This window comes from Pantoea cypripedii, from assembly GCF_002095535.1.
In the GTDB taxonomy this organism is placed as follows: domain Bacteria; phylum Pseudomonadota; class Gammaproteobacteria; order Enterobacterales; family Enterobacteriaceae; genus Pantoea; species Pantoea cypripedii.
Genome location: NZ_MLJI01000002.1, coordinates 357,171 through 374,701 on the forward strand (window position 1 = coordinate 357,171; position 17,531 = coordinate 374,701).

The window sequence follows — 17,531 nt, forward strand, 5'->3', positions numbered from 1 at the left end:
TCATGGTCATCATGGAACACTGCACCAGTAGAATTGACCCAGTGTAAAAATCAGGTATCCCACTGTTGAAATATACATTGTCAGCCAGCAGCCAGGTATATGTCAGCTGTGATGCGCGCTGTATAGCGCGTAGCCACTTCTACATTATGAGGATTCTCTTTCGTCTTTCGCTGCTGGGCTACCCGGTTTGCCTCCTCTAATAAAATAATTTCAATCACAAATATATCCCATTGATATGGAAGGACAATGGATGGGGGAATCTCCCTATGGGAGGTGCTTTATCTGTTACAGTTTCGGAAGAATATTTCGCTACCCTATTTAAAAACGTAATGGAATATAAGAATTCTTACATTTTAGATACATTGGGAAAGCACTTTTGGTTAAATTAATTAATTTTACAAAGTGGGTTTTTTATCAATTGATGCTTGTTTTCTTGTCGGTTCAATATGTATATATGAGCATTTGCCTTAACTCAAAATATTAAGTCTCCCATAATGTAAATCCCTCCATGAATATCTTTTTTAATGACATGCAGGAATCATCTCATTGGTTAAGTGATATTCTCCATTCCTCTTCCTTACATAAAACTTACAATAAGTTTAATTAATGATTTCCACTGGGGATGGGGGGTAGAGGTATCACTTTTCGATGCATTCGCTCCATAAGCAGAGGTGCAGGGAATGTCGCCCTGTTGGCAGGCAATCCGTTTCAAATATCGCTAAAGCAAAAATTTTAAAACTCACTTATTGGCATAACAGATGGAGTTGTTGACCTTGGCAGGGATCATCGGCACTCGCTGGCGTGGGCATATTGCCGCTGGCATCAGTATTCTCTCTTTCGGTGTGCAGGCTGCCCCCTTTATTGATCAGCAGCAACAGCATATTAAAACGCAGCAATCTGCTAAAGATGCGCAATTAACGCCTGAAGCACCCGATATTTTACTGGAGGGGAAAAATCGCGCTAATGCAGATGATGCATTTCCACAGGAAACGCCATGCTTCCCCATTAAAAGCGTGCAGCTCATTGGCCGTGAGGCGTTTCCCTTTTGGTTCCCGGCGCAGCACATCGTGAATGACGCGGTGGGCCATTGCCTGGGTGTAAAAGGTATCAATCAACTGATGAGCCGGTTGCAGAATCAGCTGATTGAACATGGCTGGGTGACTTCCCGCGTCCTGGTACCGGAACAGGATCTCAGCCAGGGCGTACTGAAGCTTGCGATGGTACCGGGTACCATCCGCAGGATCCGCTATGCCGATGGGTCTGATGATCGGGCTTTTCTTTACAGTGCTATGCCCGCGAGGGAAGGGAAGCTGCTGGACCTGCGGGATATTGAACAGGGCCTGGAGAACCAGCAACGTCTGCCGACGGTGGAAGACAACATGGAAATCGTGCCTGGCGAACACCCGGGCGAAAGTGACGTGGTGATTACCCGACATCAGCGCAGAATCTGGCGCACCAGCCTGTGGGTTGACGATTCCGGTACCCGCTCCACCGGCCGGTATCAGGGCGGCGCGATGCTGGCGCTCGATAACCCGTTTGCGCTGAGCGATCTGCTGTATGTCTCCGCCAGCCATGACCTGGGTTTTAAAGGGGGCAGACAGAGTAAAAATATCAATGGCCACTACTCAGTGCCGCTGGGTTATTGGCTGTTTGAAATCAACGCGGGCCAGAATAACTACACGCAGAACATTGCAGGCTATAACGGCGACATCCGCTATTCCGGTAAGAGCAAAAACCTCAGTGTCAGGCTGAGCAGGGTTATCCAGCGCAATGCCAGCGGTAAAACCACGCTGCATACCAGCGTACAGGCCCGCGAAATCCGCAATTACATCGACGATACCGAAATTGCCGTACAACGGCGGCGTACCAGTGCCTGGCAGGCAGGACTGGACCATCGCCAGTATTTTGGGGATGTCACTCTCGATAGCGGTGTGACTTACCAGCACGGTACCCGCTGGTTTGGTGCACTCCCCGCTTACGAAGAAAGCTATGACGACGGTTACAGAGCCACCGAGAAAAGCAAAATCCTGACCTGGACAGCGGCGCTGAACTGGCCATTCACGCTGGGAAGTCAGCATTTCCGCTATCAGATGAATTATCTGCGCCAGATGAGCAACACGCCGCTGACCTCTCCCGACCAGCTGGCTATTGGCAACCGCTGGACGGTACGTGGTTTTGACGGTGAGCGCATGCTAAGTGCCAGCCACGGCTGGTATGTCCAGAACACGCTCGCGTGGCGCACTCCCTTGCCGGACCAGGAGTTTTATCTCGGTGCCGATTACGGCGAAGTGGGCGGATTCAGCGATGGCTCAACGCTGCTGGGGCAACATCTGGCCGGTGGTGTGGCTGGCCTGCGCGGCACGATTGCCGCGCTGCATGCCAGTTACGACGTCTTCAGCGGCATTCCGCTATCCAAACCACAGGGCTTTAAAACCGATCCAGTCACATTTGGCTTCAGCCTTAGCTGGCAGTACTGAATACAGGGATAGATGATGAATAAACGCTGCTATCGCATTATTTTCAACCGCGCACGTCGGATGCTGGTTGTCGTTTCAGAACTGGCCCGCGCCCAGGGAGGCGACACCGGCCGGGGTCCGGGTCAGATTGCAGCCCATTATCTGGCAAGTCTGCGTCCTTTAACGCTGGCGTTGTGGCTCGCTGGCGGCCTGGTGAGTACCGGGGTGCAGGCGGGCACCATTGTCCCCGATCACAGCGCGCCCGGCGGGCAGCAGCCTACGGTGATGCAAACCGGTAACGGCCTGCCGCAGATCAATATTCAGACGCCAAACAGCCAGGGACTTTCCCACAACACCTACAGCCAGTTCGATGTGAATCAACAGGGCGCGATATTAAATAACAGCCAGCACGGGGCACAGACGCAACTGGCGGGTACGGTAGCGGGTAACCCGTGGCTGGCGCAGGGTACGGCAACCGTTATTCTCAACGAAGTTAACAGTACCAACCCCAGCCAGCTGAATGGGTTTATTGAAGTCGCGGGCGCGAAAGCGAATGTGATTATCGCGAACCCGGCGGGCATTACCTGTAGCGGATGCGGATTTATCAATGCCGGTCGCAATACCCTGGCGGCGGGGCGTGCACGCCTGGAAAATGGGCAGGTGGCGGGTTATGACGTTGATCGGGGCAACATCACCATCAGCGGCAGCGGGATGAATGGCACCGGCCAGGATTACACAACGCTGATTGCCCGTGCTGTCAACGTCAATGCTCGTCTACAGGCAAACAACTTACAGGTCACCCTTGGACACAACCAGACCGATGCTGATGGCAAGGTGACACAGGTTAAAGCTGACGATCCCGACGGCCGCCCGCAGTTTGCTCTCGATACCTCCGCGTTAGGTGGCATGTATGCCAACCGTATCACCCTGGTGGGAACCGAGCAGGGTGTCGGGGTGCGTAATGCCGGTGAATTGGGGGCGACCGCGGGAAGCTTTACGCTCAGTGCGAACGGAAAACTCACCAACAGCGGTACCGTCTACGCGCAGCAGGATCTTGCATTAAACACCCGTGGGCTTGATAACTCGGGCGGCATGTCATCCGGCAATGACCTCAGCGTCAGTAACCAGGATGACATGACTAACCGGGGCCAGTTAATCGCCAGCCGCAACCTGCAAGTGGATTCCAGCGGGCAGCTCCACAGCCAGGCAGGATCATCATTGATCGCCGGTGGTAATACCACGATAAACGCCCACGCTATTCAGGCCGATACCGGCAGCGCGATGGGAGCTGGCATCGACAATACCGGCTATGCCACGCAGAGCGGGCAACTGACCCTGAACACCGAAGGCGCACTGGTCAGCCACGGTACGCATCTGAGTCAGGACGCGATTGTCGCGTCAGGATCTGAGGTGGATGTTTCCGGCAGCCAGAGTCGGGCCGGTAATGTCAGCCTGACGGCGCGTGAGGGTAACCTGAACGCAGATAACGCCGTTGTTGATGCGCAGCAGGTCAGTCTGACCACTCCGCATGCCTTTTCCAGCCGCCAGGGAACCCTTGCTGCCAGCCATTTAACCATCAATGCACCTGATCTGATCGATAACAGCGGCGGCTCACTGACTGAACTGGGACCCGATCCTTTTAGCCTCAGCAGCCAGCAGATCGATAACACCGGCGGAACGATCGCTGCAGCCGGGGATCTCCGGCTCACCAGCAACCAGTTAACCAACACCGGCGGGCAGCTTGGTGCTGATCAGGGCAGCCTGACTATCCAGAGTGATAACATTGCCGATGCGCAGGGAAAAATGCTGGCCGGTAACAATCTGAGCATTACCGGCCAGCAGATCACGCTGGATCAGGGGGTGACCCAGGGCGCACAAATCAGCCTCCAGGGTACAAACCTTTCTCATCAGGGTGCGCATCTGCTGCAGACGGGTCAGGGAACTGCGCAGATTCATCTTTCCGGGCAGCTCAACAATATTGCGGGCGTGATGGAGAGTGCAGGTGCGTTTAGCCTTGATACCGGCGGTGTTGATAATACGCAGGGGCGCATCGCCAGCAACAATGATCTGGCGATAGAGACCCATCAGGGTGACCTCATCAACGGGAATAGCGAGGCGACCCAGGGCGGGATACGCACTGACGGCTCCCTGCATATTCAGGCTGGCGATATGAATAATGCCGCCGGGCTTATCGTGGGCCATCAGCTGGATGTCACCGCGGGCAACCTTTCCAACCGTGGGGGAACGCTGGAAAGCCAGCAGGGGCTGGCGATAGATGCGCACTCCCTCGACAGCCATCAGGGTCTTATCAGCGCCGATAACGGTGACGCAACCCTGCATATCACCGGGGACGCCGATAACAGCGGCGGTAACCTGCAGAGCGCGGGCAACCTGACGTTTACCGGCGGTGACCTGAATAACCAGGCGGGGAATATTCAGGCCAGCACCCTCGGCCTGACGGCCGGGCAGATCAATAACCAGCAGGGATACCTGACGGCGACGGATGCGCTGACTCTCAAAGGCCAGTCCGTAGAAAACCAGGCGGGCCTTATCAGCGCCGGGAACGGACACGTCGGCCTCGATCTCACGGGCGGGCTGTCGAACGCGCAGGGCACAGTGCAAAGCCAGCAGGACATGACGCTGAACGCCGCGTCGCTGACCAACGATGGCGGCAAACTGCTCTCGGCGGGCGGCGCGGTTACGGGTACTTTCAGCGGAGAAGTCAGCAACCAGTCCGGCCAGATTCTGGCAGAGCAGGCGCTGCAACTGAACGCGGCACAGGTGAATAATCAGCAGGGAGTGATTGCCTCAACCCAGGGCGACACGCAGCTGACGGCTGCCGGAGCCCTGAATAACCAGGGCGGTGACGTTGAAAGCGGCCAGCATCTGACCCTCAACACCGGCGCGCTGGATAACAGCGCAGGCAGGCTGCTGGCGAACGATGCCATGCAGATCTCCGCAACCGGCCTGACCAACGACCAGGGGCTGATCCAGTCTCAGCATGATCTTCATCTTGATACCCACGCCGGGACGCTGAATAACGCCGATACCCTGAGTAACAAGGGTGGTATCCGGTCTGGCGGCGCGTTAACGCTCACCACAGGCGATGTGGATAACCACAACGGCCTGATCACCGGCAATCAGGTGCTGGCGCAGGGGCAGGCGTGGAATAACCAGAAGGGTGAGCTGGAAAGCCAGCAGGGGCTGGCGCTGGATGCGCACTCCCTCGACAGCCGTCAGGGCTTTATCAGCGCCGATGACGGCGACGCAAACCTGAATATCACCGGGGACGCCGACAACAGCGGCGGTAACCTGCAAAGTGCGGGCAACCTGACGCTGCACGCACAGAATCTCAACAACCAGTCAGGCCGGGTTGCCGCCCAGGACAGCCTGAGCCTGGATTTGCAGGGCGGCGGGCTGAACAATTCACAGACGTCGGCTGACGGGCTGGGCATCCTGGCCGGTCATGACCTGACGTTTACCGGCGGAGACCTGAATAACCAGGCGGGAAATATTCAGGCCAGCACCCTCGACCTGACGGCCGGGCAGGTCAATAACCAGCAGGGATACCTGACGGCGACGGATGCGCTGACTATCAAAGGCCAGTCCGTAGAAAACCAGTCAGGCCTGATCAGCGCCGGGAACGGACGCGTCGGTGTCGATCTCACGGGCGGGCTATCGAACGCGCAGGGCACAGTGCAAAGCCAGCAGGACATGACGCTGAACGCCGCGTCGCTGACCAACGATGGCGGCAAGCTGCTCTCGACGGGCGGCGCGGTCACGGGGGCATTCAGCGGGGAGGTCAGCAACCAGTCCGGGCAGATCCTTGCAGACCAGGCGCTGCAACTGAACGCGGCGCAGGTGAATAATCAGCAGGGCGTGATTGCCTCAACCCAGGGCGACACGCAGCTGACGGCTGCCGGAACCCTGAATAACCAGGGCGGTGACGTTGAAAGCGGCCAGCATCTGACCCTCAACACCGGCGCGCTGGATAACAGTGCAGGCAGGCTGCTGGCGAACGATGCCATGCAAATCTCCGCAACCAGCCTGACCAACGACCAGGGGCTGATCCAGTCTCAGCATGATCTGCATATTGATACGCACGCCGGGACGCTGAGTAACGCCGACACCCTGAGTAACAAGGGCGGTATCCGATCCGGCGGCGCGTTAACACTGACCACGGGCGATGTGGATAACCACAATGGCCTGATCACCGGCAATCAGGTGCAGGCGCAGGGGCAGGCGTGGAATAACCAGAAGGGTGAGCTGGACAGCAGCCAGGGGTTAACATTGACGGGAACCTCACTGTCCAATCTTCAGGGGCTGATCAGCGCAGCAGGTGGCAACCTGACCACCACATTCACGCAGGACATCGATAATCAGCAGGGTACGCTGCAAAGCAGCCAGGGCCTGACCCTCAACGCGGGTTCACTGAACAATACCGGGGGAGCCGTACTCGCTGCCGGTGGTGATGCCAGCGTCACCCTCCAGGGACAGATCGGCAACCAGCAGGGCCAGGTACTTGCCAGAGACAACCTTCAGGTCACCGCCACCACCATCGATAATCAGGCCGGCACGCTATCGGCACTTAACGGAGACGCGAACCTTGAGGCATCCTCAGATGTACTCAACCAGGGCGGAGTCAGCACGGCAGCTGGCGCATTAACCTTAAAGGGTCGCAGCATTGATAACACCGGGGGGCAGCTGGTTGCCTCGGGTGGCCCATTAACCGTTTCTGCGGTGGATTCCCTCATCAACCAGCAGGGCCGGATGACCGGTCAGGGTGATGTTCAGCTTACCGGGCAGTCCCTGGATAACAGCGGGGGAACGCTGACCAGCGTGGAGGGTGAATTTAACGCGCTGATTCATGGCGCGATCAACAATCAGTCCGGGGTGATGCAGAGTGGTCATGGCGTAACCGTACAAAGCGATGCGCTGGATAACCGCAAGGGTGAGGTGCTGGCGGTGGCAGGGGGCAATAATCTGGCGGTGACCGGGGATGTGCTCAACAGCCAGGGTAAAATCCTCAGCGCGCAGGATATCAGCTTACAGGCCGGAAGCCTGGGTAATCAGAACGGGATCGTCAGCAGCCAGCAGGGAGCGCTGAACATTAACGGCGGTAGCGCGATCAATAACCAGGGCGGTGCGCTGGAAGGCGACGGTCCTGTACAAATCAGCGCCGGTCAGCTTGATAACACCCGTGGCTCTTTGCTCTCAGCCAGTGACGGGCTGAATGTCTCCGTTAATCAGGCCCTGAATAATCAACAGGGACGGATTGCCGCAGGCAAAGACGTTCACCTGAATGCGAACACACTCAACAACCAGCAGGGTACGGTGACAGCGGTCGGCGGCGGGCTGACGGTGGAGACCAACCCGGCGATGAGGATCCTTGCACGAATCAGGGTGCTGGCAGCGGGCAGCACCCTGGACAATAGCGACGGCACGCTGCAAAGCAGCGGCGATCTGCTGCTGAACACCCAGACCCTGAATAATCAGAACGGTATCATTCAGTCGACGCAGGGTGATAACCAGCTCACGCTGACGGGGGCGTTGAATAACCAGCAGGGTACGCTCAGTGCCGGGCATAGCCTGACGATGCAGGCAGGCGATGTGGAGAATAGCGGTGGCGCAATGCTTGGCGACACCCTGAGCCTGACCAGCCAGCAACTGGATAACAGCGCTGGCTTAATTCAGGGGACCCACCAGCTGACCATTGATACTCAGGGGCAGCAGCTGGACAACAGCGATACCGCAGGCAGTACCACAGGGCTGCGTACTGGCGGAGACTTCAGTCTGAAGTCCGGCGATCTGAATAACCAGAAGGGCCTGATTACGGCCAATACCCTGAACGCCGCCACTCAGGCGGTGAACAATGAACAGGGGCAAATCAACAGCACCGGAGACAGCCAGCTGACCAGCCTGACCCTGGATAACCAGAACGGGGCCATTCAGTCGGGCGGTAATCTGACGCTGAATACGCAGCAGTCTGACTTACTCAATCAGCAGGGCAGCCTGATTGCGGATCAGTCCTTAGCCATTACCGCCGCGGCTATCCATAATGGGCAGGGGGTGATTCAGGGGAACCACGGCCTGACATTACAGGGAACCACGGTTGACAATACCCAGGGGCGGCTGATGTCAGGCTCGGACCTGACAGCGGTACTGGAGCAGCTCACCAACAATAACGGGATACTCTTTGCCACAGGGAACGCAGATATTACCGCCCTGCAACAGGTGCAAAACCAGCAGGGGCTGATTAAAGCCGGCCAGGCTCTGCACCTCACGGCTCCGCAGATTGATAACCACGATACCCGTGGTGCGAATCAGGGGATCGAAGCGCAAAACCTCATCCTCTCGTCCGACACACTGAATAACCAGAGTGGTGCGCTGCGTGCTGTTGACGCCTTACAGGCCAATGTGCGTCAGCAGGTTGATAACCAGCAGGGGCTGATTTCTTCGCAGAACAGCCTGACGCTGGGGCAGACCGATCAACGCCCCACGCTGAATAACAGCGATGGCGATATTGTTGCCAACGGTGATGCAAATTTACAGGTGGGCCAGATTGCCAACATCGGACGCATCACCAGCGGCGGCAACCTGACGCTGGATACCACCTCCGCGCTCACTCAGGATGGCACACTGTCCGCCGGTAAAGACTTTACCCTGAATACCCACGGCAATGCGCTGACCAACAGCAGTGCGCTGACCGCGACAGGCCAGTTAACCCTGGAGGCAGGGAGCGTCGAAAACCAGCAGAACGGTAAAATCAATGCGGGCACAACGCACCTCATCGCGTCCGATATCCTCAACCAGGGACTGATTGACGGCGGCAACGTGCTGCTGCAAAGCGATACGCTCCACAATACCGGCACCGGGCGTATTTACGGTGATGACCTGACCATCGCGGCTCAGACCCTGACCAATGATAAAACCGCGGATACGGCAGGCACCATTGCCGCCCGCGAGCAGCTTAACCTTGCTGCCGGGCATCTGCTGAATCAGGACCATGGTTTGATCTACAGCGCGGGGGATATGCACATCGGCGGGGCGCTGGATGCGAACGGCGCGCTGACCGGCCAGGCCGCCCTGGTTGAAAACCTGAGTGCCACCCTTGAATCGATGGGCAATATGCAGATTGATGCGGGTCAGACTGAAAACCGCGATATTCATTTAGCGGTCAGCCCGGATCTGCAAACGGTCTCCACCTCCGCTGCTGTTCTGGATATTGAACTGTGCACCGGGGAAAAATGGGTAGATGCCTGCGGCAGAACTGACGGCGTACATTATCACTTCAACGCCCACGAAAGCGGCACGGAACAGAATGACTACACCGTCGATTTTGTGTTTGACGCGGATGGCCGCAGTTACGCACTCGATGATCAGGGCAATCGTCTCAAGGTGACGATCGACGGCAAGGATGATTTCGTTTATTTCTATAAAGACCCTGATGACAGCGACAGTCTTCTGTTTAACCTGCCGGGCGTCACCACGGCAGGACGCCGTTTCGACGTCTTCCAGTACAACCAGACGGTGAAAGAGCAGGTGGTTACCCAGCAGGACAGCGCGCTGATCCGCAGCGGGGGAGATCTAACGCTCAACGGTGGTTTGCACAATAAAGACAGCCAGGTGGTGGCCGGCCAGGATCTGACCATTAACGGCAGCGTCAATAATGATGAAACCACCGTCAGGCAGGAAATCACTGACGACGGCAATCGTCTTACCGCCGGTAAACGTAAAAAGCACGATCAGACGCACTATGAAGGCCCGGAAACCTATCAGCCGCCGGTGAGCGATCTCAATGTTCCTTTGCACCTGGCGCAGCAACTGCAGAATCAGGGGCAAAGCCAGGGACAGGCCATCGACGCCCGCCAGTCTTCCAGTGCAGGTACGTCAGCGGCAGCGGGCCTGAATGGTGCTGTGGCGTTAACGCGTCCGGTACAACTGCCGCAGGCCATCGAAGTCAGTCCGTCTTCTTCCCAGACCAGTATGCAGCTGAGTACCGTGGCGGGTCATCTCTCTGACAGTGGCGTGGTGGCGAAGACCGCATTGCAGACCCGCGGTAATGCATCCGGTGGGCTGACACAGGTTGCACTGAATCAGAATGACCCGTTAACCGCAACGCAGCGTGGCGAGCCGGGAATGCAGACCAGCGGTAATGCATCCGGCGGGCTGACGCAGGTTGCACTGAACCCAGGTGACGCGTTAACCGCCGCCCCATCATCAGCGGGAAGTGCGCCACTGGGGGGTATAAAGAGCGCGCCTGCGAACGTCTCCACCATGCAGGATAAGTGGGTACTGCGCAGCGTCACGGGACCGGTAAAATTACCGGACAACAGCCTGTATTCCCTGCATCCGGGCACCGACAGCCATTATCTGGTTGAAACCGATCCTCAGTTCACGCAGGGAAACACCACGGTAAGCAGCAGCGATGTCTATAGCCAGGATCAGCTCCAGAAACGCCTGGGCGATGGTTATTACGAACAAAGCCTGGTGCGGGATCAGGTGATGAAAACCACCGGTCAGCGTTATCTGACCGGCTACACCAATGACGAAGATGAATACCGCGATCTCCTGAACAGCGGCAAAGCCTATACCGAACGTTTTGGTATCACGCCCGGCGTGGATCTGACCCCGGAACAAATGGCATCCGTCACCAGCGACATGGTGATTATGGTGAATGAGACGGTCACGCTTCCTGACGGCAGCACGCAGCAGGTGAGTATTCCGAAGCTGTATGCACGGGTTCAGCCTGACACGCTGAATGGTGACGGTACGCTGCTGGCGGGGAATAACGTCAAAATCAATACGGCAGGAGACCTGATTAACAGCGGCACCATCACCGGGCGAAATCTGACGTCTCTTTCAGCAACGGATCTGCTGAATACCGGTGATATCAGCGGCAATACCACGCAGCTGGTTGCCAGCAATGATTTAGTCAATCGTGACGGGCAGATTTCCGGCGGCGATGCGCTCACGTTGCAGGCCGGGCATGATGTTCTGAGCCTGACAGACAGCCATCAGGATGGCACGGAGAGCTGGCTCGACAGGCAGGCAGGGATCAATGTTAAGAATGATAACGGATCGCTGACGCTGGCAGCAGGCCATGACATTCAGCTTACCGCAAGCGTGGTCAGTAACCAGGGGACAGAAAGCCAGACCAGCCTGGTGGCGGGCCATGACATTGTCCTGGATACCGCTATGACCAGTCATGCCACTGACTATACCCGCGATAAGAACAATTACGATCGCAGCCAGGAGAGCCAGGAAACCGGCTCCACCATCAATGCCGGGGGCGATCTTACCCTGCAGGCCGGACATGACATGACGCTGCGCGCCGCCGATGTGACGGCAACGAAAGATGCCACCCTGCTGGCGGGAAATTCCCTGACGCTGGAAAGCGGCGAGGACAGCTGGGATCAGCAGACCAGCAGCAAGTGGAAATCACATCACGGCCTGTCCACCACCAAAACGCAGGTACAGACCAGTACCCAGCAGAAATCGGCCGTCAGCACCACGCTGAGCGGTGATACGGTGACGGCTGTTGCGAACAATGACCTGACCCTGACGGGCAGCAACATTGCCGGTACGCATGATGTGCTGCTCTCCGCCGGGCATGACCTGACGCTGACCACCGCCGATGAGATGGACCATGACGTCAGCATCACGCAGAAGAAGAAGTCCGGCCTGAGCGGCACCGGCGGGATAGGCTTCTCGGTGGGGAGTACGAAGCAGAAACTGACCAGCGATGACACCAGCAACGTGAAGAAAGGGAGCGTGGCAGGCAGCAGTGAGGGCAACCTGACCCTGGTGGCGGGTAACGAGGCGGTGATCCACGGCAGTGATGTGGTGGCCGGCCAGGACATGCATATCCAGGGCCGGGATGTGGCGATCACCGCCGCCGAAAACAGCCATACCGCACTGACTAAAACCGAGATAAAGAGCAGCGGCCTGACGCTGGGGCTGTCCGGGGCCGTGGGCAGTGCGCTGAACTCCGCCACCCAGCAGGCGACGTCGGCAGCGAAAGAAGATAACGGCCGTCTGGCCGCGCTGCGCGGCACCCAGGCGGCGCTGACCGGCTTCCAGGCCTCGCAGGCGGCGCGGCTGGCGGGCGTATCGGATAATCCGGCGGACAAAAACACCTTCGGGCTGACGCTGAGCTATGGCAGCCAGAAATCCACCACCGAGAGCCGGACTGAGCAGCAGACCTCATCCGGCAGCTCGCTTCAGGCCGGACGGGATATGACAATCCAGGCGACCGGGGGTGACCTGGCTGTGCAGGGCAGCCAGCTGAAAGCGGGCGGGGATATGACGCTGGCGGCGAGCCGGGATATCAGCCTGACCTCCGGTGAGAACAGTGAACAGCAGAGTCAGACCAGCAAAAGCCACGGCGGCAGCCTGGGTGTGGGCTTTGTCGCCGGGTCAGGCAGCGCCGGGTTTTCCGTCTCGGCCAGCGTCAGCCAGAGCAAAGGCAAGGTGACCAGCAGCAACCTGTCACACACGCTGACGACGCTGGATGCCGGTGACGGTGTGACGCTCGACAGCGGCCGGGACACGACGCTGCAGGGGGCGCAGGTCAACGGGGCCTCTGTCATTGCCGACGTGGGCCGTAACCTGCAGCTGACCAGTGAACAGGGCAGCAACCGCTACGATTCGAAGCAGACCGGCAGCAGCCTGGGTGCCGGAATGACCTGGGGTGCAGGCGCGGCAGCGGGCGGTTCGGCCAGCGTCAGCGCAACCCGGGATAAGATGCACAGCAATTACGACTCGGTGCAGGAGCAGACGGGCCTGTTTGCCGGGCAGGATGGTTTTGACGTGACGGTGGGCGGGCATACCCAGCTGGACGGTGCGGTTATCGGATCAACGGCCACGGCGGATAAAAACCGGCTGGACACCGGCACGCTGGGTTTCAGCGACATCGATAATCATGCAGACTACCAGATTGAACACCAGGGCGTGGGGTTCAGCACGGGCGGCAGCATTGGCAGCCAGTTTATCGGCAATATGGCGAACGGCCTGCTGTCCGGGATGAATGGCAGCGGCAGCGCGGACTCGCTGACGCGTGCGGCGGTGAGCGTGACAACAAACGCATCGCCCGATTAATGAAAGCCGCAAAAATGCGGCAAAGTCAGGCCAGTCTGGAGGATGTTCACTACCATCCATCCAGGGGAATTGAAGAAGGAACTTTTGCTGAACTCTCAACCTGTCAGTGGATTGATAAACGGCAAAACTTGGTCATTACCGGCGCAACAGGTACAGGCAAATCCTGGCTGGCCTGTGCCTTCGGTAAGCAGGCCTGCCGTTACGGGTATCCGGTATCATTCCTGACGGCAACACACCTATATGAACAGATAGTCGCGGCGAACATTGCCGGAACACTGCCAAAACTACGATCGCAACTGATAAAAAGCCGGTTACTGATAATTGACGACTTCGGGATAGGTGGGGTTGATCTCCAACTCGGTCCTGTTTTACTGGATATTATAGATCAGCATGCACTTCAAGGGGCACTTATCATAACCAGTCAGTTTCCGACAGAGAAGTGGTACGACCTATTCAATGACCCTACAGTCGCAGATGCCATTCTAGACAGAGTGGTTCATAAGGCCCATTTTTTGAAACTGAAAGGTGACTCGATGCGGAAAGCCAAGATGTAAAGGTGAGTTTCAATCCGGGCATTATGCCCGGATTTTTTTGTTGGCGATGGTCAAGTAATTTGCAAACGGTTGCCAAGTAAAATGCAAATGGGTAGTCAAGTAACATGCAATTATGCAGCTTTCGCAGCTCATGGAAAATAAACGGAAAATCACACAGAGAACGCTGGGCGAAAATTACCGCATGAACAGCCCCCATTCTCCTGCAGAATTCACCAGAACGCGTCAGCGCGCTGACCTTTGCGCCGGGAGCCGACTTTTCGACCGCCGTGGCGCTGCGGCGCATGGCCACGGCGAACGGCGTCACGCCTTTTTATCTGCTGGCCCCGGAGGTGAGCGCGCTGCTGCACTACATGCCGGACCGGCGGCATCACTTTCTGTTCAGCACGCTCTGGAACACCGGCGCGCGGATAGGGGAGGCCTGCAGCCTCACGCCGGAATCGTTTGTGACGGACGGTCCCAGGCCGTTCATCCGGATCCTGTCGGAAAAGGTCCGGAGCCGACGTGGCCGCCCGCCGAAGGACGCGGTCCGCCTGGCCCCTCTCGCCGATGCGCACTACGTGCGCCAGGCCGAAGTCTGGATGGCCAGCGAGCGCCCGAAACGCCGCGAACCACTCTGGCATGAAACTGACGAAACCATGCGTAACTGGCTGAAGGCAGCGGTAAAGCGTTCAGCGGACGACGGGGTGCATTTTTCGGTGCCGGTAACGCCGCATACATTCCGTCACGCCCTGGTCATGCATCTGCTTTATCTCCGGCAGCCGCTCAAGGTCATCCAGGCGATGGCGGGGCATAAAGATGCCCGGTCAATCGAGGTGTATACGCGGGTGTTTGCGCTGGACATAGCCGCGACGCTCCAGGTATCGTTCAGCGGGGAGGGCGCGGTAGCAGCTGCTGTTCTGCGTTCGCTGCCGCCCGCCTGAATAATGTAAGGCAATACAGGGAAGGAAGAGAAATGCAGCCTGCCATGACTGATGCAGTAAAACTGATCCTGCAGTACGGATCGCCCGCCATACTGGCGGTTGTTATCGTGATGATGTGTTCGGTGATTTACGTCTGGCTGATTAAGGCCGATCCGGTCCGGGCCATGCGCGGGCGCGTCTTGAGAAGCTACGGAAGCTGGATTATCTCTCTGATGAGGCCGTCGCGCTTGCAGAGCTGGAACTCAGACAACGAAGCCTCTACCAGCTGACCGGTATCTATTACCACCGGCTACAGGAGCCTGCGGTGCAGTTCATCACCCATTACAGGCTTCGTGCGCGTTACCTGGGACAGTGGCGTCGCTGGCTTGACGAGAAGGACGGGCGGATTGTCTTTGAGAGAAAACCCTGGCGTCGGGCGTGGCGGATTTTCTGCGGTATCACCCTCGTTAACACAATAATTCTCTTTCTGGCGACCGGGGTCTTCGCGTTTCATTTCGGGTTTCAATTTGCAGGTCCGCTGCTTTTTGCCCTTACCGCATTCTGGTGGTTTCCGTGGCTGCTGTTTACATCCGTACCGCCGCCTGCAATGACGGATACACTTGAAACCAGACTGAGCGAATTCAATTATCAGCAACATGATGTGTCAATATCCCCCGAAAAACAGGGACCAGGCACACAGGTTATCAGAAGTTGCACCGACCGCGGCACCACTCAATAAACTGACCTATGACAGATGGCGACGGGCGTGTCAGCGCCACAAACTCTGCTGACAGAAGAGCGGTCAGCTCTTTCCGGAACTGCTCTACATCCCGTAACTTCTCGTTGACGGTTTGCCGGAATTTCAGCGCTTCGTTTCCGTTGCGGGTGAACCCTTTCATATCACGCATGGGTTCGCCTGGCAAAAGGTGCTGGATAAAGACCCATTTACTCAAGGGTTTATCAGTGAGGTGATGGACATCGTGAAGTCGAGTCGTAGTGAGTACGGATTTTGAACCGATGACAGGGCCTCTCATTAAGTGGCCCTGTCGGGTAATACTGTGTTATCGGGCGATAATTACAACCAGACAAAGTGCTGAGACAACCCCGGCAGGAATGGCATGTTTAAATTCTTTATAGTAAAACAATGTGGCGATTGCCGCTCCCATCACCAGTAGCGCTAAAATAAGCCCGTGTAACTTATATTCATTAGTAACGATAAGAATGGCTGCGCTCAATTCAAGAATTGCTGTGATATATCGAAACCAGGATGGATATCCCCAGCGTTGATAATCATCACGAATTTTTGCTGGTGCCACAGCATTAGTTATTGCGCCCGTCAGGAAAAAAAGACCCAGAAGCCAGGACAGGACATTGACGAGTGTAAAAAATGACATATAACCTCTAAATTGTTAAGCACGTGAACAATACCTATTTAAGGCATTTATAGTTCTTCACAGAAAAGAATGCTCAGTGACCTATGGATCAGTTTTTCGTAATTGCACATCTTCGCGACTTTACCTGATGATCCATAGGCACCATCAATAACCCTGTTATATTGTTGCGTTAAAATCCAATAGAGAGGGTATCGGATTTGAACTCTTCAAGTGATTCCTGGAGTACTTGTATTTTTTCGGATGCAGCTTTGTAGACATCTTCACCCAGGAAGTAATGCAGGGGAGGGGCGTCCATCTCGTGCAGTTGGATTAGCAGGGCTGCTGCCTTTTCAGGATCACCCATCTGGTGGCCATTCATTTCCTGTTTTGCGGCTTCTTCATTTTTCCGCACCGAGGTATATTCGGCTAGCGGATTCTGAGGAAGCATGACGGAACCATCAGACAGAAAACTGGTTCGCATATGGCCAGGATAGACGAGTGTGACCTTAATCGAGAAGTCTTTTACTTCAGCGGCTAGTGCTTCCGTCAACCCTGCGACAGCAAACTTGGCAGCACAGTAAGCACCCCAGCCAGGAATGTAACCTTTAATTCCGGCCATTGATGAAATGTTGATGATTTGACCATTTCGACGATGGCGTAAATGCGGCATTACCGCACGAATAACGTTAAACATACCGAACACGTTTACGTCAAAAGCGTTACGGACCTCTGCATCGCTTAGTTCTTCAATCGTCCCTGTTTGTCCGAAACCGGCATTATTGATGATTACGTCAATGTGGCCGAAGTGTGATAAGGCTTCAGTCACCGCTTCCTTGACACTCTCTTCGTTAGTCAAATCTACCGTAAGAGGAAGGAATTTACTGCTTACAGGCCCAATCGCTTTTTCTAATCCAGCTTTGCTGCGAGACGTCGCTACGACTTTGTGGCCTGCAGCCAAGAGCTGCTTTGTCAGTGTGAGCCCCAATCCTTTTGAGGCGCCTGTAACGAGCCAAATTTTGTTCGTAGTCATAATGGAAACCCTATAAAAATTAAAAACACTGTTGTACTTACAGAGAGATTGCCGGTTATTTAAAGCGTGATTGGCCTGTCTGACGTTGAGCTACTGGTTGTTAGTTACCAGTGCAGCAT

Annotated in this window: 8 protein-coding genes; 6 read left to right on the plus strand and 2 right to left on the minus strand. The window is 56.3% G+C overall.

What is annotated here, in order from left to right; genetic code table 11:
* Positions 1–758: 758 nt before the first annotated feature.
* The 6 genes from HA50_RS22845 (at position 759) to HA50_RS22925 (ending at position 15,748) form a co-directional block, all read left to right on the plus strand.
* Entirely contained in the window at positions 759–2,477 is a 1,719-nt protein-coding gene (locus tag HA50_RS22845; RefSeq protein WP_084879130.1) for a ShlB/FhaC/HecB family hemolysin secretion/activation protein, read from the plus strand.
* 12 nt (positions 2,478–2,489) lie between these two features.
* Positions 2,490–13,556: a two-partner secretion domain-containing protein gene (locus tag HA50_RS31225; protein WP_139811009.1), complete on the plus strand. Its 11,067-nt coding sequence runs from the start codon at positions 2,490–2,492 to the stop codon at positions 13,554–13,556.
* The gene (locus HA50_RS22910) at positions 13,556–14,110 is read left to right on the plus strand and encodes an ATP-binding protein (RefSeq protein ID WP_139811010.1); all 555 of its coding nucleotides are present in this window, start codon (positions 13,556–13,558) and stop codon (positions 14,108–14,110) included. The genes HA50_RS31225 and HA50_RS22910 overlap by 1 nt, the downstream gene beginning before the upstream one ends.
* 194 nt (positions 14,111–14,304) lie before the next feature.
* Entirely contained in the window at positions 14,305–15,030 is a 726-nt protein-coding gene (locus HA50_RS22915; protein ID WP_084879131.1) for a tyrosine-type recombinase/integrase, read from the plus strand.
* 32 nt (positions 15,031–15,062) lie between these two features.
* Complete coding sequence (locus HA50_RS22920) at positions 15,063–15,299, plus strand: hypothetical protein (protein WP_084879132.1); 237 nt, start codon at positions 15,063–15,065, stop codon at positions 15,297–15,299.
* Between the two features lie 35 nt (positions 15,300–15,334).
* On the plus strand, positions 15,335–15,748 hold the full coding sequence (locus HA50_RS22925) for a hypothetical protein (protein ID WP_084879133.1): 414 nt from the start codon (positions 15,335–15,337) through the stop codon (positions 15,746–15,748).
* A 322-nt stretch (positions 15,749–16,070) separates the two neighbouring features.
* Here the strand turns inward: HA50_RS22925 and HA50_RS22930 are convergent, their stop codons facing one another.
* The gene (locus HA50_RS22930; protein WP_084879134.1) at positions 16,071–16,403 is read right to left on the minus strand and encodes a DoxX family protein; all 333 of its coding nucleotides are present in this window, start codon (positions 16,401–16,403) and stop codon (positions 16,071–16,073) included.
* A 169-nt stretch (positions 16,404–16,572) separates the two neighbouring features.
* Entirely contained in the window at positions 16,573–17,412 is an 840-nt protein-coding gene (locus HA50_RS22935; RefSeq protein ID WP_084879135.1) for an SDR family oxidoreductase, read from the minus strand.
* Positions 17,413–17,531: the final 119 nt, after the last annotated feature.